18 protein-coding genes and 1 pseudogene are annotated in these 18,919 nt (G+C 70.7%); 13 read left to right on the forward strand and 6 right to left on the reverse strand.

Translation table 11 applies throughout. The annotated features are described in order from the left end of the window. Positions 1–36: 36 nt before the first annotated feature. From FV233_RS02080 to FV233_RS02100, 5 genes are read left to right on the forward strand one after another with little or no spacing between them, the layout of a single operon-like run. Entirely contained in the window at positions 37–1,581 is a 1,545-nt protein-coding gene (locus FV233_RS02080) for an acetolactate synthase large subunit (RefSeq protein WP_147896494.1), read from the forward strand. Beyond that, positions 1,578–3,935, forward strand: coding sequence for a penicillin acylase family protein (locus FV233_RS02085; protein WP_147896479.1), 2,358 nt, complete (start codon positions 1,578–1,580; stop codon positions 3,933–3,935). Before FV233_RS02080 ends, FV233_RS02085 begins: the two co-directional genes overlap by 4 nt. 34 nt (positions 3,936–3,969) lie before the next feature. Beyond that, positions 3,970–5,451: a M81 family metallopeptidase gene (locus tag FV233_RS02090; RefSeq protein ID WP_147855375.1), complete on the forward strand. Its 1,482-nt coding sequence runs from the start codon at positions 3,970–3,972 to the stop codon at positions 5,449–5,451. Beyond that, a complete protein-coding gene (locus FV233_RS02095) occupies positions 5,448–6,590 on the forward strand; it encodes a M20/M25/M40 family metallo-hydrolase (RefSeq protein WP_147855374.1) in 1,143 nt (380 codons plus the stop codon). Before FV233_RS02090 ends, FV233_RS02095 begins: the two co-directional genes overlap by 4 nt. Continuing rightward, entirely contained in the window at positions 6,587–7,504 is a 918-nt protein-coding gene (locus FV233_RS02100; protein ID WP_238261506.1) for an NmrA family NAD(P)-binding protein, read from the forward strand. The genes FV233_RS02095 and FV233_RS02100 overlap by 4 nt, the downstream gene beginning before the upstream one ends. 17 nt (positions 7,505–7,521) lie before the next feature. Here FV233_RS02100 and FV233_RS30110 read toward each other — a convergent pair whose 3' ends face one another. Both FV233_RS30110 and FV233_RS02105 read right to left on the reverse strand, forming a co-directional pair. Next, a complete protein-coding gene (locus tag FV233_RS30110; protein ID WP_187277762.1) occupies positions 7,522–7,698 on the reverse strand; it encodes a hypothetical protein in 177 nt (58 codons plus the stop codon). Between the two features lie 64 nt (positions 7,699–7,762). Then, the gene (locus tag FV233_RS02105) at positions 7,763–9,157 is read right to left on the reverse strand and encodes an amidase family protein (RefSeq protein WP_147896480.1); all 1,395 of its coding nucleotides are present in this window, start codon (positions 9,155–9,157) and stop codon (positions 7,763–7,765) included. 309 nt (positions 9,158–9,466) lie between these two features. On the opposite strand from FV233_RS02105, the gene FV233_RS30115 reads away from it, so the two are divergent. After that, positions 9,467–9,628 (forward strand): hypothetical protein, encoded by a 162-nt coding sequence (locus tag FV233_RS30115; protein WP_187277829.1) that lies wholly within the window; start codon positions 9,467–9,469, stop codon positions 9,626–9,628. 66 nt (positions 9,629–9,694) lie between these two features. On the opposite strand, the gene FV233_RS02110 is transcribed toward FV233_RS30115, so the two are convergent. Both FV233_RS02110 and FV233_RS02115 read right to left on the reverse strand, forming a co-directional pair. Continuing rightward, the gene (locus FV233_RS02110) at positions 9,695–10,600 is read right to left on the reverse strand and encodes a metallophosphoesterase (RefSeq protein WP_147856247.1); all 906 of its coding nucleotides are present in this window, start codon (positions 10,598–10,600) and stop codon (positions 9,695–9,697) included. Between the two features lie 68 nt (positions 10,601–10,668). Beyond that, positions 10,669–11,160: pseudogene (locus tag FV233_RS02115) on the reverse strand (VIT1/CCC1 transporter family protein); the annotation flags it as partial. Positions 11,161–11,446: 286 nt separating this feature from the next. On the opposite strand from FV233_RS02115, the gene FV233_RS02120 reads away from it, so the two are divergent. Genes FV233_RS02120 through lpxK form a run of 3 tightly spaced genes read left to right on the forward strand, consistent with a single transcriptional unit; the run spans position 11,447 to position 14,531 of the window. Beyond that, on the forward strand, positions 11,447–12,232 hold the full coding sequence (locus FV233_RS02120) for a lysophospholipid acyltransferase family protein (RefSeq protein ID WP_147856245.1): 786 nt from the start codon (positions 11,447–11,449) through the stop codon (positions 12,230–12,232). Next, the gene (locus FV233_RS02125; protein WP_147896481.1) at positions 12,229–13,560 is read left to right on the forward strand and encodes a 3-deoxy-D-manno-octulosonic acid transferase; all 1,332 of its coding nucleotides are present in this window, start codon (positions 12,229–12,231) and stop codon (positions 13,558–13,560) included. The genes FV233_RS02120 and FV233_RS02125 overlap by 4 nt, the downstream gene beginning before the upstream one ends. Beyond that, positions 13,560–14,531 (forward strand): tetraacyldisaccharide 4'-kinase, encoded by a 972-nt coding sequence (gene lpxK / locus FV233_RS02130; protein ID WP_147896482.1) that lies wholly within the window; start codon positions 13,560–13,562, stop codon positions 14,529–14,531. The genes FV233_RS02125 and lpxK overlap by 1 nt, the downstream gene beginning before the upstream one ends. Positions 14,532–14,533: 2 nt before the next feature. On the opposite strand, the gene FV233_RS02135 is transcribed toward lpxK, so the two are convergent. Both FV233_RS02135 and FV233_RS02140 read right to left on the reverse strand, forming a co-directional pair. Then, a complete protein-coding gene (locus FV233_RS02135) occupies positions 14,534–14,752 on the reverse strand; it encodes a DUF2093 domain-containing protein (RefSeq protein WP_147855881.1) in 219 nt (72 codons plus the stop codon). A 129-nt stretch (positions 14,753–14,881) separates the two neighbouring features. Then, on the reverse strand, positions 14,882–15,868 hold the full coding sequence (locus FV233_RS02140) for a bifunctional riboflavin kinase/FAD synthetase (protein WP_147896483.1): 987 nt from the start codon (positions 15,866–15,868) through the stop codon (positions 14,882–14,884). Positions 15,869–16,163: 295 nt separating this feature from the next. Between FV233_RS02140 and FV233_RS02145 the strand changes: the two genes are divergently transcribed. From FV233_RS02145 to FV233_RS02160, 4 genes are all read left to right on the forward strand, one after another. After that, a complete protein-coding gene (locus FV233_RS02145; RefSeq protein WP_007560016.1) occupies positions 16,164–16,547 on the forward strand; it encodes a response regulator in 384 nt (127 codons plus the stop codon). A gap of 110 nt (positions 16,548–16,657) precedes the next feature. After that, positions 16,658–17,191, forward strand: coding sequence for a protein phosphatase CheZ (locus FV233_RS02150; RefSeq protein ID WP_147855879.1), 534 nt, complete (start codon positions 16,658–16,660; stop codon positions 17,189–17,191). A 115-nt stretch (positions 17,192–17,306) separates the two neighbouring features. Then, a complete protein-coding gene (locus FV233_RS02155; protein ID WP_147896484.1) occupies positions 17,307–18,092 on the forward strand; it encodes a creatininase family protein in 786 nt (261 codons plus the stop codon). Positions 18,093–18,163: 71 nt separating this feature from the next. Beyond that, complete coding sequence (locus tag FV233_RS02160) at positions 18,164–18,880, forward strand: DUF1223 domain-containing protein (RefSeq protein WP_147896485.1); 717 nt, start codon at positions 18,164–18,166, stop codon at positions 18,878–18,880. Positions 18,881–18,919 lie beyond the last annotated feature (39 nt).

The following is an 18,919-nucleotide window of genomic DNA, read 5'->3' on the forward strand; positions in this document are numbered from 1 at the left end:
AGGGAGCTGCCCGTGAGTGATGGGACGCCAACCACGATGAACGGGGCCGAGAGCCTGGTTCGGACCCTCGTCGCCGGCGGGGTCGAGGTCTGCTTCACCAATCCCGGCACGTCCGAGATGCATTTTGTGGCGGCCCTCGACCGGGTCGAAGGCATGCGCTGCGTGCTGTTCCTGTTCGAGGGCGGGGCGACCGGCGCCGCGGACGGCTATGCCCGCATGACCGACAAGCCGGCCTCGACCCTGCTGCATCTCGGGCCGGGGCTCGCCAACGGGCTGGCCAACCTGCACAACGCCAAGAAGGCGCGTACACCCGTCGTCAACATCGTCGGCGAGCACGCGACCTACCACCGGGAGTACAACGCGCCGCTGACCTCGGACATCGAGGGACTGGCCAGGCCGATGTCGTCCTGGGTTCACACCGGCATGAGCGCGGCCGAGATCGGCGCGGACGGCGCCGCCGCCATCGCGGCCGCCCGCACCGCGCCGGGGCAGGTCGCGACCCTGGTCCTGCCGGCCAACACCGCGTGGGACCCCGGGACCGGTATCGCGCCGGTGCCGGCAATCCCCGAGCGGGCTCGAGCCGAGGATTCGGCGATCGCAGCCGCGGTGGCGGCGCTCTCCAGCGGCGAGCCGGTGCTCCTGCATCTCGGCGACCGGGCGGTGCGGGGCGAGGGCCGGGTCATCGCCGACCGGATCGCCCACAAGACCGGCGCGACGCTGATGGCGATGACCTCGAACGCCCGGATCGACCGCGGCGCCGGCACCGTGCCGATCGAGCGCCTGCCTTACCCGATCGACCAGGCGATCGAGGCCCTCAAGGGTTTCCGCCACATCATCCTGATCGGCGCGACCCAGCCGGTCGGCTTCTTCGCCTATCCGGGCAAGCCGAGCCTGCTCGCCCCGGAGGGAGCCTCGACCATCACCCTCGCCGCCCCCGAGGAGGACCAGATCGACGCGCTGGAGCGGCTGGCCGAGGCAGTCGAAGCACCGCCCGCCGAGCCTGTCGCCGTGAACCCGCGACCGAAGCTCCCCACCTCCGGACCCCTCGACCAGGACACGATCGGCCAAGTCCTGGGTGCACTGATCCCGGAGGGCGCGGTGATCTGCGACGAGTCGATCACCACGGGCCGCAACTTCTTCGCCCTGACCCGGGATGCGGCGCCGCATTCCTGGCTGCAGCTCAGCGGCGGGTCGATCGGGCTGGGCATCCCGATGGCCACCGGGGCGGCGATCGCCTGCCCAGGCCGCAAGGTGATCAACCTCCAGGCCGACGGCAGCGGCCTCTACACCGTGCAGGCGCTCTGGACCCAGGCCCGGGAGCGCCTCGACGTTGTGACCCTGGTCTGGTCGAACCGCTCCTACGCGATCCTGCGGGCGGAACTCACCAATGTCGGCGCGCTCAATCCCGGCCCCAAGGCGATCGGCATGCTGAGCCTCGACGATCCGGCCCTGGATTGGGTCAGCCTCGCCAGGGGCTTCGGCGTCGAGGGTCTGCGCGTGGAGACGCTTGAGGCCTTCATCGCGGCGTTCCAGCACGCCCTGGCAGATCCCGGCCCGCACCTGATCGAAGTGGCTCTGTGAACCGCACCAGCTACCCGCTCACCGGGCTGGAAGGCCCGGTGGAGATCCGGATCGACCGCTGGGGGGTGGCGCATATCCGGGCCGGAACGACGCTCGACGCGTTCCGGGCCCAGGGGTTCAACGCCGCCCGGGACCGGCTGTGGCAGCTCGACCTCTGGCGCAAGCGCGGCCTCGGCTTGCTGGCGGCGGATTTCGGGCCAGGCTACCTCGCCCAGGATCGCGCCGCCCGGCTGTTCCTGTATCGCGGGGATAGGGCGGCCGAGTGGGCCGCCTACGGGCCGCAGGACACGCGGGCGATCGTCACGGCCTTCGTAGACGGGATCAACGCCTTCGTAGTGCTGACCGAGGCGCGGCCGGCGCTGCTGCCGCCGGAATTCGCCCTGACGGACACGCGCCCGTCCCGGTGGCTGCCGGAGGACGTGGTCCGGATCCGCAGCCACGGGCTGGTGCGCAACGTCCTGTCCGAGGTCGCCCGCGCCCGTGTGCTTGCCAGGGCCGAGACCCGCAACGCCGGCCTTGCCGCAGACGACCTGCGCAAGCGGATCAGCCCGCCCCACGATCCGGTCGTCCCGGACGGGATCGACGCCGCCGGCTGGCCCGACGATCTCCTCGACGCTTTTCGGTTGGCCACCGCCCCGGTCGGGTTCACGCCCGAGCGGATGGCGGCGACGCGCGAGGAGGCCTGGCACTGGACCAGGGTCGATGCGCACGGTGCCGTCACGCGCAGGCCGCGTGCCGCCCCGAAGGAGCCGGCCGAGGGCTCGAACAATTGGGTGGTGGGACCCGCCCGCACCGAGACCGGGCGACCGATCCTGGCGAGCGACCCGCATCGGATCTACCTGCAGCCCTCGCTGCGCTACGCGGTCCACCTCACCGCTCCGGGCCTCGACGTGATCGGGGCCGGCGAGCCGGCGCTGCCGGGTATCTCCATCGGTCATAACGGCCATGCGGCCTTCAGCCTGACCATTGCGCCGATGGACCAGGAGGATCTTTTTGTGTGTGAGACCGATCCCGAGCATCCGGATCGGTACCGATACGAAGGCGGCTGGGAGCCGATCGAGCGGATAACCGAAACGATCCCGGTTCGCGGCGGGCCGGATGAGACCGTTGTGCTCGGCTTCACCCGGCACGGTCCGGTGCTCCGTGAGGCGGGGGGACGCGCCTTCGCGTTGCGCACGGTCTGGTCCGAGCCGGGTGCTGCCGCCTATCTCGGCAGCCTAGCCTATCTCGGCGCCACGACCCCGGAGGCGTTCGGGCAGGCCCTACGCCACTGGTCGGCCCCCTCCGTCAACCAGCTCTACGCCGACGTGACCGGGCGGATCGCCTGGTTCATGGCCGGCAAGGCGCCGGTTCGCCCCGCCCATGACGGGTTGCTGCCGGTGCCGGGCGATGGCCGCTACGACTGGGCAGGATTCCACGATTCCAGCGCCCTGCCCTCCCGCATCGACCCGCCGGAGGGTTACCTCGCTACCGCCAACGAGATGAACCTGCCGCCGGACTTTCCGACCGAAACCCGCAAGGTCGGTTTCGAGTGGGCCGAGCCTTGGCGCGCCCGCCGGATCCGGGCGGTGCTCGACGGGCAGACCCGGCACAGCGTGGCGGATTCCCAGGCCCTTCAGGGCGACGCGCTGTCCGAGCCGGCCCGGTGGCTCGCCGATCTGGTCCGCGCGCTGCCGGCGGTGTCGGATCCCGATGTCGCGGCGGCCCGGGCCATGCTGGCCGCGTTCGACGGTACGCTGCACGAGAACTCCGCGGCGGCTGCCCTGATCGAGGTGTTCTGGGGCCGCCATCTGCGCCCGGCGCTGCTGAAGGCACTGGTGCCGGATGCCGAGACGCATCGCCTGCTGCCGCCCGGCGACACGCAGAGCCTGATCGAGCGCCTGGAGATGGGATTCGATCCGGCCACGCGCGACGCTCTCCTCATCGAGACCATGGGCGCCGCTTTCCGGGATTGTCGTGCCCGCATGGGTCAGGAACCGGCAACCTGGTCCTGGGGGCGTCTGCACCATGCCCTGTTCGCGCATCCACTCTCGCCGCTGCGGCCGGATTTCGCCTGGGATGTCGGCCCGCTGCCTGTCGGCGGCGCCGCGGCATCGGTCATGCACGCGGAGTACCGGACCGACACGTTCCGGCTGACCCACGGTGCCTCGTTCCGCATGGTCGTGGATGTGGGTGACTGGGACCGGTCGGTCTTCATCAACGTGCCGGGCCAGTCGGGGGACCCGGGCAGCCCGCATTACGGCCACCTGGCTCCCGTCTGGGGGCGCCAGGACCATGTGCCGATGCTCTACGGCCGCGCGGCGGTGGATGCGGCCACCGAGACGATCATCACGCTAAACCCGGCCTCCGCCTGACCGGCGGCCGGCCGAAGACGAGGACCAAAAGACCTTGAAGATCTTCATTGCCGGATTGGCCACCGAGACCAACACCTTCGCGCCGCTGCCCACTGGGCGGGCGGCCTTTCTGGCCGATTATGCCCGCCGGGACGGCAGCAAGAACCCGCCCCGCCTCAGCAACATCGGCCTGAAGGCCTGGGGCGCGCTGGCCGAGGCGGACGGACACGATGTGATCGAGAGCGTCTCGACCTTCGCGCAGCCGGGCGGGATCACCCTGCGCGCCGTCTACGAGGAGCTGCGCGACGCGCTGCTGGACGATCTTCGGACCGCGATGCCGGTGGATGCCGTTCTCTTGTTCATGCACGGCGCCATGGTCGCCGAGGGCTACGACGATTGCGAGGGCGATACCCTGGAGCGGGTCCGCGCCATCGTCGGGCCGGACGCAACGATCGGCCTCGAGCTCGACCTGCACTGCCACCTGACCGAGACGATGCGGCGGAGCGCCGACATCATCGTGATCTACAAGGAATACCCCCACACCGACATCGTGGACCGCGCCCGCGACCTCTACCCGCTGGTTATGCGCACGGTCGCCAAGGAGATACGCCCGGTGATGGCCTATGCCGATTGCCGGATGATCAACATGTGGCGCACCACCCGCGAGCCGGTCGCAGGCTTCGTACGCCGGATGGAGGCCCTGGAGGGCCTGGATGGCATCCTGTCGGTCTCCTTCGGACACGGCTTCCCGTGGGGCGACGTACCGGATGTCGGCGCCAAGATGCTGGTGGTCGCCGACGGCGATGCCGCCAAGGCGCAGGCGCTCGCCGACGAACTCGCCGGCGCGGTCTGGGCGATGCGGGAGGAGGCGGCGAGCCGTTGTGACACGATCGATGCCGCCATCGACGCCGCGCTCGCCTCCAGCGACCCGCGCCCGATGGTGCTCGCCGACTTCGCCGACAATGCCGGGGCCGGGGCGCCCTCGGACAACACCGCGATCCTGGCCAGGCTCGCCGAGCGCGGCATCAAGGATGTGGCGCTTGGGCTGATCTGGGATCCCGGCGCGGTCGGGATCTGCCACGAGGCCGGTCTCGGCGCGTCCTTCGTATTGCGCATCGGTGGCAAGTGCGGCGTGACCTCGGGCGATCCCGTGGACCTGCGCATCACCGTGCGCGGCCTCTCCGAGGATCACAGCCAGGGCGGCCTCAGCGGTGGCCGGGCGCACCTCGGACCCGCCGCCTGGGTCGAGGCCGACGGGATCCACGTGGTCCTGACCCATATCCGACAGCAGGCCTTCGCGCCCGACGCCTTCACGGGGCTGGGGCTGACCCTCGATGACAAGCGGATCGTGGTGGTGAAGTCGATGCAGCATTTCTACGCCGCCTTCGCACCGATCGCGAGCGAGGTCCGCTACGTCGCAGCGCCCGGCGCGGTCCCGCCCGATTACGGCGCGATCCCCTACACCAAGCGCTCGGGCCGCTACTGGCCCAAGGTCGCCGATCCCTTCGCCGAGTCCTCCACCGAGAGCGCCCGATGATCCCGGACCTGCCATTCGACGCGGAGTCCATCCTGGCGACGCTGCGCCCCTGGGTGGAATGCGAGAGCCCGACCCACGACGCGGCCGCGGTCAACCGGATGATGGGCCTGGCCGCCCGCGACCTCGCGGTCGCCGGGGCCGCGGTCGAGACCATTCCCGGCCGGATGGGCCTGAGCGATTGCGTCCGCGCTCGATTCCCGCACCGGCATCGTGACCGGCCCGGCATCCTGGTGCTCGGTCATCTCGACACGGTGCATCCGGTCGGCACACTGGGGAGCCTGCCCTGGCGGATCGAGGGCAACCGTGCCTACGGGCCGGGCATCCTCGACATGAAGGGCGGCAACGTGATCGCGCTCGCGGCGATCCGGGCCCTGACAGCGTCCGGGATCGCCACGCCGTTGCCGGTGACCTTCCTGTTCACCGGCGACGAAGAGGTCGGCAGCCCCTCGACACGGGACCTGATCGAGGCCGAGGCTGCCCGCCACGCCTTCGTGCTGGTGCCCGAGCCCGGCCAGGCCGACAACGGCGTCGTCACTGGGCGCTACGCCATCGCGCGCTTCGACCTCGAAGCGTTCGGCCGCCCGAGCCATGCCGGCGCGTCGCCGCATGAGGGCCGCTCGGCGATCCGCGCCATGGCGCGCATGATCCTGGCGATCGACGGCCTGTCGGACGCCGATTGTACCTTCTCCACCGGGATCGTCTCGGGCGGGCAATGGGTGAACTGCGTCCCGACCCTGTGCCGCGGCCAGGCGCTGAGCATGGCCAAGCGCCAGGCCGACCTCGACCGCGGGGTCGAGCGGATGCTGGCACTGACGGGCGAGCAGGACGGCGTCCGCTTCTCGGTCGCCCGGGGCGTCACCCGGCCGGTCTGGGAGCCGGATGCCGGCTGCATGGCCCTCTACGAGCAGGCGCGGACCTTGAGCGAGGCGCTCGGCCAGCCCCTGCCCCACCGCAGCGCCGGAGGCGGCTCCGACGGCAACTTCACGGGCGCCAACGGCATCCCGACGCTCGACGGTCTCGGCCCGCTCGGCCAGGGCTACCACACCCTCGACGAGCATGTGCTGATCGAGACCCTGCCCCGGCGGGCGCGCCTGTTCGCGGCCCTGCTGGCCAATCTCGGCGCGGCGGAACGCCCGTGAGCGCGGACCCCGTGACCGTCGTCGTCGCCGGCGCGACCGGCGATCTTGGCCTGCGGATCGTGCGGGCCCTTCGGCGCGAGGGTACGCCCGTGACAGCCATCGTTCGGCCCGGGGCCAATCTCGCCCGGACGGCACCGCTCACGGCCCTCGGCGCGCGCATGGTGGAGGCCGGCCCGGGTCGCCCGGGCAGCTGGCAGGCCGCCTGCGCGGGTGCCGGCTGCGTGGTCTCGGCGCTCAACGGCCTGAGCGGCACGGTGATCGACGCGCAGACCGCCCTGCTCGAGGGCGCGGTCCGGGCCGGCGTGCCGCGCTTCATCCCGTCCGACTTCTCCATCGATTATGCGAAGACCGTCCCCGGCGGAAACCGCAACCTCGACCTGCGGCGAACCTTTCAGGCCCGGCTCGACGCCGCGCCGATCCAGGCCACTTCGGTGCTCAGCGGCGCGTTCATGGAGCTGCTCGACGGGCAGGCCCCGCTGATCCTCCATCGTCCGCACCGGGTGCTGTGCTGGGGTAGCGCCGACCAGATCCTGGATTTCACCACGAAGGACGACACCGCTGCCTTCACGGCCCGGGCGGCCCTGGACCCGGAAGCTCCGCGCTGGCTGCGCGTCGCCGGCGACAGCTTCAGCGCCCGGACTTTGGCCGAGGCGGCGAGCGACGTCTTCGGCACCCGCTACCGGCCCCTGCGCGCCGGAGGGCTCGGTACCCTGGGCTTGATGATCCGGGTCGCGCGAACCCTCGCGCCGGGGCGGGGCGCGGTGTTCCCGCCCTGGCAGGGCATGCAGTACCTGCGCGACATGTTCGAGGGGCAGGCGCGGCTCACGCCGCTCGACAACGCCCGCTACCCCGACCTGCGCTGGACAACGGTCAGGACCTTTCTCGCGGAATCCGCGCGGCGACGGGGCCGGTAGCCGACGCCGCGTTGCGATCAGGCGCGGCCCCAGCCGAGGGCGGCCACCGCCACGGCGCCGATCATCCCCCCGATCGTGCCGCCACCGAAGAAGCCCGCTGTTGCCAGGAGTGGACCCGAGGGCGCCGCCAGCGCGAAGACCAGGGAGCTTCCGACGCAGCCTGCGGTGGCGATCACGGACATCGGGGACCTCATGCAACTATCGGTTGTATAACCGGGGCCGTTTCCATCAGGTTCCCGTTCGCGGGGCGACGTTGGGTCAGACTGGGTCGATGGGCATCTCCGGGACGCCGCCGGCCTCGATGACCGCGCCCGCCGCGAGGCAGAGATCCTCCCGGTACCGAGAGGCGACGAGTTGGACGCCGACGGGCGTGCGGCCGACCAGGCCGGTGGTGACGGTGAGTGCCGGGACGCCGATCGGCGCCAGACCCACCTGGAGGACGTTCGCCTCGAAGGCGCGCGCGATCCCGGCCTCGCCGGTCCGGTCGAGCCCGTCCGGGAACGGCAGCTCGGCGGAGACCGGCACCAGCAACACGGAATGCTCGGCAAGGAACAACGACCAGTCGCGCACGAGCGTCGCGCGCCGCGTCAGCGCCTTGGCGATGGCGTCGGGTGCCATCGCCTCCGCGCGCGTGCTGAAGTGTTCCAGCAGGTCGATGGCCGCCGGGTCGCCTTCGCGCTCGGCCGCCGCCCGGGCCGCCTCGTAGCCGTCGCCCAGCCAGAGCTGAAGCTGCAGGGCGCTCGCCTCGCGGATCGGCGGCGTGTCGGCGATCTCAGTCACCGCCCAGCCGGCCTCGGTCAGGCGCCGGGCGGCCTCGCGCAACGCGGCCTCGACCTCGGGTACCACCGCGAGGCCGCCGGGCCGCACGCAGAGCGCCGCGCGGCGCGGCACCGCGGGACCTTCCAAGGGCGCCGGCACCCACCAGGGATCGCGCGGGTCGGGGGCCGCCATCGCGTGGAAAGCGAGACGTATATCCGCGATGCTGCGGGCCAGCGGACCCGACACCGCCATCAGCTGCGGCCCGATCCCGCGCTCCGGCGACGAGGCGTTCCAGGTCGGGACCCGGCCCAGGCTCGGACGGAGGCCATGCACGCCGCAGGCATAGGCCGGGTAGCGGACCGAGCCGGCGATATCGGTGCCGTGGGCGATCGCCCCGATCCCGGCCGCCACCGCGGCGCCGGCCCCGCCGGACGAGCCCCCCGGCGTCAGGGCAGGATCGCGCGGATTCTTGGTCTCGCCGTGCAACTGGTTGGTGGTGAACCAGCGCAGCGAGAAGGCGGGCGTGTTTGTGCGTCCGAGCAGCACCGCTCCGGCGCGCCGGAAGTTCGCCACGACGGGGTTGTCGTCGGTGGCCATGAGATCGCGCTGGAGGCGCAGGCCGTTCGTGGTCGCGAAGCCCCGCTGGTCCACGTTGACCTTGATCGTCACCGGCACGCCCGCGAGCGGCCCGAGCGTATCGCCCCGGACGCGGGCGGCGTCGACGGCGTCGGCCTGCGACAGCACCTCGTCCGGGCGATGCTCGACCACGGCGTTGATTCGCCCGTTGACTGCGTCGAGCCGATCCAGGGCGGCCTGTGCGACCTCCCGGGCCGAGACCTGGCCGGTGCGAATCAGGGCCGAGAGGTCGGTCGCAGTCAGACGCCAGAGCTGCATGAGATGTCCCTTCGCCGAGCCCCGCAGGGCGAGATTCGCTTTTGACACGCGCCGCCGCGAGGCGCGTCACGGTCTTATTCTTTATGCAAGCGCGCGGCCGTTTTTTTAAGCATTGGCCGATTGCGAGCATCGGCAACGGCTTGCCGCATCGCAGCAGAGGAACCTAAGCATTTTGCGGTAGCCGACCCTTGCCAAGCATAGACTGATTGATAACCTCGCCACCGTTCGCCCGTTCAACCGGCCAAATCTGCGGGAAGGATCGATCTCCTCCGACGAAGACAGACAACCTCCAGAGCAAGGCAGGCTTCCATGGCAGAGATGATTCGCGTCAAGCCGACTCACGACGGCACCTATACGGTCTATCGCGGGACTCTCGCGTTGATCAGCGGGCTGACCCGCCTGCAAGCGGAGCGTTACGAAGCCAGCATCAGCCAACAGCAACGGTCCGAGCTCGCTGCTGCGAGCCATTGATGCCCTGGACCGAGGCCGGCCGCCGGACGGACAGGCTGGTCTCGGTTTCGACGACGCCCCGGGCGCTCAGGTCAAGCTGATCGGTCCGAGGTCGCTGACCGTGCCGGCCGAGTCCAGGCCGCGGCGCCGCGCGCTGACCGCGAAACCTTCGCCCGAGCGGGCGATCTCGTACATCAGATAGGAAGCCCGCCGCGCCGCGAGCCCGCCATGTCCATCCGGGCGCGCGGAGGCCGATGGCGCGCCGATCACCGGTACGGAACGTCCGTCCGGCCCCGGGACGAGGGCGCTGGTGGTGGTGTGGTTGTGGCCGTGCAGGATCAGGTCGGCCCCTGCCCGCGCGATCATCGCAGTGAAAGCGGCGGCGTCCTTCAGCTCCCGCCCCGACGAGGCGCCCCCCGGCTGAGGCGGATGGTGGATCATCACCACCCGGAACGGCTTGCCCGGTTCGGTCGCGAGCGCGCGCAACAACGCTTCGGCTGCGGCGAGCTGTGACGGTCCGAGGCGGCCGGTGGCCACGAACGGCTTTGTGGGGATCGCGCTCGAGAGGCCGATCAGGGCCACCGGGCCGCGCCGCCGCAGGTAGGGAAAGCGTCCCGACGAACCCGAATCGTCCCCGGTGTAGCCGCGGCAGGCCGCCAGCAGCCCCTCCAGGGAGCCGCGCACGTAGGCGTCGTGATTCCCCGGCACGAAGCTCACCGTCTCGGGCGGACCCAGTGCCTCCAGGAAGGTGCGCGCGGTCTCCCACTCGCTCGGCAGGCCGATGTTGCACAGGTCGCCGGTGCAGGCGACATGCGCAGCCCCCTGCTGCTTCAGGTCCGCCACCAGGGTTTCGAGCACGGTCATGTCGTGGCTGCGCGAGCGACCGCGCCGCCAGTTGGCGTAGCCGGTGGCGCGCTTGCCGATGAGCTGGTGCAGGCGCACGCGGCCGAGCGGGCCGACATGCGGGTCACTGAGATGGGCCAGGCGGAAGATCAAGGCCGACGATCAACGCTGCAGGAGGGCATGGAACGCGCCCGGCATCGCGGTCGCGGGCCCTCGCGTCAAGCGCTGCCGATCAGCATCCCGGCGGCGAGTACCAGAGCGCCGCCGAGCATCACCTGCAGCGCCGCACGCCAGAACGGCGTCGCCATGAAGCGGGTGCGGATCGCCGCGATGGCGACCAGCTCGACGATCACCACCAGGATTGCGAGGCTCGTGGCGAGCAGGAACGGGTTCGGCCAGCCGGGCGGCAGCTTGTCCGGGATCGCGTAGGGCAGCGTGTGCCCGAGGCCGCCCAGCGTCGTCATGGCCCCGCAGACCAGGCCGCGCATCCACGGGTCGCCCCGTCCGGTGACGCTGCCGTCGTCCGACAACGCCTCCGTGAAGCCCATGCTGATGCCAGCCCCCACGGAGGCCGCCAGCCCGACCAAGAAGGTCGCGCCGTTATGGCCGGTGGCAAAGGCTGCCGCGAAGATCGGCGCTAGGGTCGAGACCGACCCGTCGATCAGGCCGGCAAGCCCGGGCTGGACGTAGCGCAGGGCGAAATTCCGCCGGGCTTCGGCGTCGTCGATCACGGTTTCGAAGGCAGCAGCCATCGGATACCCTCCTGTTTGTATCGGTTCTAATCTACAATTTAGAACCGATACAAACAAGGCGCGGACGGATTTTCGCTGCGATGGGCGCGCTTTCGCCTGGTCCGCTCCGGTGTCGGGCGTGCGATCGCGTCTGTCCGAGGGCCGACCGAGTTGCGTTCGCCGAGGCGCGGGGACTAGACCATGGCGGGACGAATCCGCGCCCGCTCCGATCGGGCTGCGGCGCTCCGGCCGCCAAAAGCGTTTCATGAGTCTCGGCAAGCGCATCCTTCGCCATCCCGTCGTCCAGCGCGCCCTCGGACGCCTGGCGGCCGGATATCTGCGGCTCGTACAGGCGACGAATCGCTTCGAGGTGCAGGCCAGCGCGGCTGCCCCCGGGAGCGCCGACGGGTGGATCGACGCGCATGTGCCGCTCATCGCCGGCATGTGGCACGGGCAGCACATCATGATGCCGTTCATGCGCCGGTCGAGCGATCGGGTCGCGACGATCATCTCAAAGAATCCGGACGGCAACATCAACACCATCGCGCTGGAGCATCTCGGCGTACGCGTGATCCGGGCGTCCGGCGCCCGCGGCCGGGACCGGGCGACCGACCTGCGCGCCAAGGGTGGTGCGGAAGGGTTGCGGGCGATGCTGCGGGCCCTGAAGGCCGGCGAGTCGGTTGCCTTCAGCGCCGACGTACCGAAAGTGTCGCGTCGTTGCGATGCCGGGATCCTGACCCTCGCGCGGTTCTCGGGCCGACCGATCGTCCCGGCTGCCGTGGTCACGAGCCGGCACCTGCGCTTCGGATCCTGGGACAGGGCCTGTCTCGGGCTGCCGTTCGGCCGGGGTGCGGTGGTGCTCGGCGAGCCGATCTACGTCGCACGCGACTGCGCCGGCGACGAGTTCGAGTCGCTCCGACGTCACCTCGAAGCCGAGATGGACCGCGTGCATGCCCGCGCCTACGCGCTGGTCGGGCGTGCCGACCGGGCGGCGCTTTATCGCAATGGGTCCCCGGCCGCGGCGGCCGTTCCGGTGGGAGACCCCGCGTGAAGCTGCCGTCCGTGACCCTGCCGCTGCTGGCCTACCGGTCGGGCCTGCGCGTGGGTGAGCCCGCGCTGGCCGGGCTCCTCGCCTGGCGCGCGCATCACGGCAAGGAGGATCCGCTGCGGCTACCCGAGCGGCGCGGCCTGCCCGGTCGCGCCCGCCCGGTCGGACCGCTCGCCTGGATGCACGGCGCCAGCGTCGGCGAAGTCCTGTCGCTGATCGGGCTTGTCGAGGGCATGATCGCCCGCGGCTTCTCGGTGCTGGTGACCACGGGCACGCGCTCGGCCGCCGAGCTGATCGGGGCCCGCCTGCCGTCGGGCGCCGTGCACCAATACGTGCCGCTCGACGCGCCGCGCTGGGTCGCGCGGTTCCTGGACCATTGGCAGCCCAACCTCGCCATCGTGGCCGAATCCGAGATCTGGCCGAACACGATCTTGGAACTGGACGCCCGCGAGATCCCGCTCATCCTGGTCAACGGCCGGATGTCCGAGCGCTCGTTCAAGGGGTGGGAGCGCTGCCCGCGCACCGCCAAGGCTCTGCTCTCCCGGATCGCGATCTGCCTGACGCAGACCCAGGAGGACGGCGCGCGCTACGCCAAGCTCGGCGCGCCCCGGGTCAGCGTCGCCGGCAACCTGAAATTCGACTCCCAGGTGCCGCCGGTCGATCGCCAGCAACTGGCTTATCTCGACGGCATGGTCGCCGACCGGCCGGTCTGGGTCGCGGCGAGCACCCATGAGGGCGAGGACAGCATCGTCGCCTACGCCCACGCCGTGCTGAAGGCGCAGTTTCCGAGGCTTCTGACGATTCTCGCGCCCCGGCATCCGAGCCGCGGCACGGAGGCGGCCGAAGCCGCGGCCGCCTACGGCCTGCGCAGCGCTCGGCGCTCGAGCGGCGGGCGTCCGCATCCGTCCGTCGACGTCTACGTCGCCGACACGATCGGTGAGATGGGCTTGTTCTACCGGCTCGCCCCGCTGGCGTTCCTCGGCGGCTCCCTGGTTCCGCATGGCGGCCAGAACCCGATTGAGCCGGTCCGCCTCGATACGGCGATCCTGCACGGGGCCCACACCGCCAATTTCGATGTGGTCTATCGCGCCCTCGACCGGGCCGGCGCCGCCCTGCCGGTGCGGGACGGGGTCGAACTGGCCGTCCTGGTCGGCGAACTCTTGGGGGATCCGGCGCGTCTCGCCGGCATGGTGCAGGCCGGCCCCCGGGCGTTGGAGCCGTTCGAGGGTGCGGTCGGCCGTACGCTGGCAGTGCTCGAGCCGTTCGTGGCGCAGATGAAGCTTCAGCGGCTCGACCGCGGCGACCTCGCGCGCCCGCTCATGCGAACCTGATGCGGCCACCGCGCTTCTGGACGGCGGGGGGCGACCACCCGGCCGCGCGCGCCCTCGCGCCGTTCGGCGCGGCTTTTGGGGCGCTGAGCGGCCGGCGCATGAATCGCCCCGGCACCCGGGCGGGCTGCCCGGTCCTGTGCCTCGGCAATTTCACGCTTGGCGGAGCCGGCAAGACGCCTGCCGCGATCGCGGTCGCGGCCCTGCTCGTCGAACTCGGCCGCAGGCCCGCCTTCCTGTCCCGGGGCTATGGCGGGCGCACGGCCGGACCGGTCCAGGTCGATTCGACCCGCCACGGGGCCGCGGATGTCGGCGACGAGCCGCTGCTCCTAACTCGTCACGCGCCGACAATCGTGTCCCGGGACCGCCCCGCTGGAGCATCGCTGTGCCGGTCGTCAGGCTTCGACGTGATCGTGATGGATGACGGTTTGCAGAACCCGACGCTTACCAAGGACCTAGCCTGGGCGGTGATCGATGGCGGCGCCGGCATCGGCAACGGCCGGCCGTTCCCGGCGGGCCCCCTGCGGGCGCCGCTCGAAGGGCAATGGCCCCACGTCGCCGGTGTGATCCTGGTCGGAGACGGGGCTCCCGGCGCCGCGATGGCGCAGGCCGCGGAGCGGCGGGGGCTGCCGGTGCATCGGGCGCAACTCGTCCCAGATCCGATCGGCCTGATCGGCCGGCGCTGTCTCGCCTTCGCGGGGATCGGCCGGCCGGAAAAATTCTTCGCGACGCTGCGCGGGACCGGGGCAATCATCGCGGCGGCTCGGCCGTTCCCGGATCATCATCCCTACCGCCAGGCGGAACTCGCCGCCCTGGCAGCCGAGGCGGACCGGCTCGGTGCGGAACTCGTGACCACCGAGAAGGACGCGGTCCGCCTCCCCGGCCCGTTCGCAGCGCGCGTCCGCGTCCTGCCCGTGCGCCTCGTGCCGGACGATCCCGAGGCCTTGCGCGCGCAGATCCGCAAGGCGCTGTGACGCTACGGGCGCCCGGTTTCCTTGAGCCGCGCCAGGATCGCCTCGGGTGATACGTAGGCCTCCTGTCGGGTGGCGCTCCAGTAGCGCAACTCGTCCAGCGGGATCGGGTCGCCTGTCACCGCGCAGCGCACGAAGCTGCCTGGCTTGACCACCCGCATGGTGCCGTCCCCATACTGGACGACTGCCTCGCCGTTATGTCCGCGCTCGTAGCGACCCAGCACATCCGCCTCCTGATCGATCCTGCCATCTTAGATATCGGATCCCCGACAGGGGTCTAGCGGTCTGATCCGCATCACGTTTTTCCGAACGCCGGCAAATAAGGCCCGGAATGGTGCACGCCGGCTGCGGAGTCAGGTCAGCATCGAAGGGGCGGTATCGGTAGCCAGTAGGGCCCGCGCCGCGTCGGAATCGACGTGCATGCGTGCGATCAACGCCTCGGCGCTGTCGAACCGCTCCTCGCCGCGGATGTAGCCGACGCATTCGACGGCGATCTCCCGTCCGTAGAGGTCTCCGGCGAAATCGAACAGGTAGACTTCCAGGAGCGGCGCGCCGTCGTCGAAGGTCGGACGGCGCCCGTAGCTTGCCACGCCGTCGCGGATCTCGCCGGGACCGAGGCGGACGCGCACCGCGTAGATGCCGTGGGCCAGCCCGCAATCGGGAAGCATCACGTTGGCGGTCGGGAAGCCGAGTTGGCGCCCGCGCTTGTCGCCGTGACGGACCTGGCCGAGCACGAACCAGCGGTAGCCGAGCAGCGCGTTGGCCCGGGCGACGTCGCCGCCGGCCAGAGCCGCCCGGATCGCGCTGGACGAGACCGGATCGGTCTCGCCCGCCAGGGCGACGGGCTCGACGATCCGGCAGCCCAGGCCGGCCTCGTCGCAGAGTTCGGCCAGGATCGCCGGCGTGCCCTCGCGGTTGCGCCCGAAATGGAAATCGTGGCCGACCACCACGCCGGACAGCCCCAGAGATCCTTTCAGGAAGTCGAACACGAAGGCGCGGGCGCCCGTGGCGGCAAGCGCCCCGTCGAAGCGGCGCACGACCAACCCGTCGAGGCCGAGATGCGCGAACACGATCTCCTTGGCCGCCAGCGAAGTGAGGCGGAACATCGGCGCATCGGGCGCGAAATAAGCGCGCGGATGCGGCTCGAAGGTCAGCACCGCGGATGGCCGGCCGGCCTCGCGCGCCACCGTCCTGACGTTCTCGACCAGCACGCGGTGGCCGCGATGGACGCCGTCGAAATTGCCGATCGCCGCGACCGCTCCGGCGAGGGCCGGTGGGATCGGCGTATCGACGCCGCAAATCGTGAAAGGCCGCATGGCCGGTTGGTCGCCTGAGGCCATCGATTCGGGGTCGGAGACTCGGAAGGGTCGGATGAGAAGAGGCGCCTGCGCGGTTCGCGTCAGGCCCGACGGCGCCGGACCCTGCCCAAAGCTGCCCGGAGGGTCAAGCGAACCCCCTACCCTGCGACGACGCAGGGGCGGTCTGCGAAAGACACACCCGCAGATTAACGGCTTCGCAATGCGGCGGGCCTATTTTAAATGCTGTGCAGCGCGGCTATTTTGCGGCGTTAGTGAAGCGTTCATCTTTCCGGGAGCCGCCGCGGCTTCCCGCCGGGCAATACGGAGCAGTTGGTCTATGGCTCTCGATCTGAGCATGCCGATCCTCGTTGTCGACGATTACCAGACGATGGTCCGAATCATTCGGAATCTATTGAAGCAGCTCGGATTCGAAGAGGTCGATGACGCTTCGGATGGTACGGCAGCACTGGCTCGCCTGAAGGACCGCAAGTACGGCCTGGTCATCTCCGACTGGAACATGGAGCCAATGACCGGCTACGAGCTGCTCCGGCACGTGCGGGCCGACGAAAACCTTCGGACTACGCCGTTCATCATGGTGACCGCCGAATCGAAGACCGAGAACGTCATCGCCGCCAAGAAGGCCGGCGTGAACAATTATATCGTCAAGCCGTTCAACGCGGCGACGCTCAAGTCCAAGATCGAGGCGGTCTGCGGGAACTGATGATTTCCGTGGCACGCCCAACGCGCCCTCCGGCAAAGCCGCCGGCACGCCGGAAGGCGCCCAAGAGCGATGCCGCCGGCATCGACGGTCGCCGATCCCAGGAGGAGAGCATGTCGTCAGCCGCCGCGCGACAGCCCGATATGCGGTTCCGTGAACCGCACGCCGTGATCTCTGAGTTGATCGAGATTGCGGATTACATCGCCCATTTGCGCGAGGAGATCGGTGCGCTCCGGGCGAACGAGATGAGCCGCGACCGAATTCCCATGGCGCATGAGGAACTCGGCAGCGTCGTCGTCGCGACCGCCGGGGCCACCAACACGATCATGGAGGCCGCGGAGGCGATGCTCGGCCTCCCGGACGGGCCTGGCTACCGGGATGCCGTCGAAGAGCGAATCAACACGATCTTCGAAGCCTGCGCCTTCCAGGACATCACCGGCCAGCGCATCGCCAAGGTTGTGGAGGCCCTGCGGCTTTTCGAACAGCGGCTCGCCCGCTTCGTCGGCGCCGTGAAGGCCCGGGATGCATCCTCCACCGACCCGGCCGAGATGGCTCGCCGGGCCCGCGCGGAGGACCTCCTCCTCAACGGCCCCCAGGCCGTCGAGGAAACTCCGTCCCAGAACGACATCGACGCCCTGTTCGCCTGACCGGCTCCCGCCCCCGGTCGGTCGGGCGCCCATCGACCCGCGTCGGTCGGGCGGGTTAGACGCCCTCGGCAACCCGATGCCGAGGGCGGCGTCGAAGGAAAGTTCCGGCCCAAACATGGCGGCGCAAAGCTGGTCCGATCTGACGACGGACGACCTCAACCGGCGCGACCTGCGGCGGGCGATTGCGGTGTTGCCGGTGGCTGCCATCGAGCAGCATGGGCCGCACCTCCCGCTCGGCACCGACGCGATCATCGCCGACGGCTATCTCGACCGCGTGCGCACGCGTGTGCCGGACGACCTCGACGTGCTGCTGCTGCCGGTCCAGGCCATCGGCAAGTCCGACGAACACGATGCGTTTCCAGGCACGCTCTCACTCGAGACCGGGACGGCCCTGGCGGCCTGGACCGGGATCGGTGCTGCCATCTATCGCGCCGGCTTCCGCAAGCTGGTGATCGTCACGAGCCATGGGGGCAACAGCGCCCTCATCGATCTTGTGGCCGGCGATCTGCGCGCGCGGTTCGGCATGGTCGCGGTCACGACGTCCTGGGCCCGGTTCGGCTATCCCGACGGCCTGTTTCCCGCTGACGAGATCGCTTACGGCATCCATGCCGGGGGCATCGAGACCGCACTGATGCTGGCCCTGCGGCCGGACCTCGTGCGGGCCGACCGCATCGCGGATTTCCCGCCCCGCAACCGCGCGATGATTCGAGATTTCACCCATCTCCGCGCCGGCCGGCCAGCCGCCTTCGCCTGGAAGGCGGGCGACCTGCACCCGTCCGGAGCCATGGGGGATGCCCGGCTGGGCAGTGCCGAGGCCGGGCATGCGGCCCTCGATCATGGCGCCGCCGCGTTCGTGGAACTGCTGCGGGACGTGGAGCGGTTCGAGCTGGATCCGGCGTAACCGGCGCGGACGTGCCGCCGAAAGGTCCGTCACGCGCCGTGCATCCTCCGCCGGCGCCGAGAGGCCCGGCCATGAAAGTCGTCGCGTTGATCTCCGCCGCCCTATTGCTCGCCGCCGGTCGTCCGGCCGCGGCACTCGAGCGGCCCGTCGTCGTCGAACTCTTCACCTCGCAGAGCTGCTCCTCCTGCCCGCCCGCCGAAGCGCTGATCGGGCGGCTCGCGCAGGAAGGTGCGGACGTGCTGCCGCTGGCCTTCCACGTCACCTACTGGAACCACCTCGACTGGCGCGACCCCTACTCCCTGCCCGCCGCCACCGAGCGGCAGGCTGATTACGCGGCCCGGTTGGGCAGTTCGAACTACACCCCGCAGGCCGTCATCGACGGACGCGCGGCCCTGGTCGGCTCCGACGAGGCCGGCCTGCGGGCCGCCGTGGCACGGGCCCGGAGTGCCGGGACGGCCGTCCGGGTGACGCTGTCCCGTAATGGAGCCGGTCTCGCCGCCCGGGTCGGGGCCGGAAGCGGAACGGGCCGGGTCCTGCTGATCGGCTTCGATCCGAGCCATACCAGCCGGGTCCTGCGCGGCGAAAATGCCGGGCGGACCCTCGATCAGGCGAACGTCGTCCGCTCGATCCGGGATCTCGGGGCTTGGTCCGGCGCCTCTGCGACGCTCGAGGCTGCCGCGCCGGCGGGTGAGACGGCGGCTCTCCTGTTGCAGGCGACCGACGGCCGCATCCTGGGCGCGGCCCGCCTGGGCGAACGCGTCGCCGGCGCCGCGGAGTTGCCGCGATGATGCTGGCGATGCCCGGCGTCGCGGGATGCGGATGGGCCC

It is taken from the genome of Methylobacterium sp. WL7 (assembly GCF_008040085.1).
Classification (GTDB): Bacteria; Pseudomonadota; Alphaproteobacteria; order Rhizobiales; family Beijerinckiaceae; genus Methylobacterium; species Methylobacterium mesophilicum.

Bases quoted from the DNA above. Each gene is read 5' to 3' on its own strand.
- FV233_RS02080 (WP_147896494.1), top strand. From the start codon at position 37: ATGAACGGGGCCGAGAGCCTGGTTCGGACCCTCGTCGCCGGCGGGGTC.
- FV233_RS02095 (WP_147855374.1), top strand. From the start codon at position 5,448: ATGATCCCGGACCTGCCATTCGACGCGGAGTCCATCCTGGCGACGCTG.
- FV233_RS30110 (WP_187277762.1), bottom strand. From the start codon at position 7,698: ATGAGGTCCCCGATGTCCGTGATCGCCACCGCAGGCTGCGTCGGAAGC.
- FV233_RS02105 (WP_147896480.1), bottom strand. From the start codon at position 9,157: ATGCAGCTCTGGCGTCTGACTGCGACCGACCTCTCGGCCCTGATTCGC.
- FV233_RS30115 (WP_187277829.1), top strand. From the start codon at position 9,467: ATGGCAGAGATGATTCGCGTCAAGCCGACTCACGACGGCACCTATACG.
- FV233_RS02120 (WP_147856245.1), top strand. From the start codon at position 11,447: ATGAGTCTCGGCAAGCGCATCCTTCGCCATCCCGTCGTCCAGCGCGCC.
- lpxK (WP_147896482.1), top strand. From the start codon at position 13,560: ATGCGGCCACCGCGCTTCTGGACGGCGGGGGGCGACCACCCGGCCGCG.
- FV233_RS02140 (WP_147896483.1), bottom strand. From the start codon at position 15,868: ATGGCCTCAGGCGACCAACCGGCCATGCGGCCTTTCACGATTTGCGGC.
- FV233_RS02145 (WP_007560016.1), top strand. From the start codon at position 16,164: ATGGCTCTCGATCTGAGCATGCCGATCCTCGTTGTCGACGATTACCAG.
- FV233_RS02150 (WP_147855879.1), top strand. From the start codon at position 16,658: ATGTCGTCAGCCGCCGCGCGACAGCCCGATATGCGGTTCCGTGAACCG.
- FV233_RS02155 (WP_147896484.1), top strand. From the start codon at position 17,307: ATGGCGGCGCAAAGCTGGTCCGATCTGACGACGGACGACCTCAACCGG.
- FV233_RS02160 (WP_147896485.1), top strand. From the start codon at position 18,164: ATGAAAGTCGTCGCGTTGATCTCCGCCGCCCTATTGCTCGCCGCCGGT.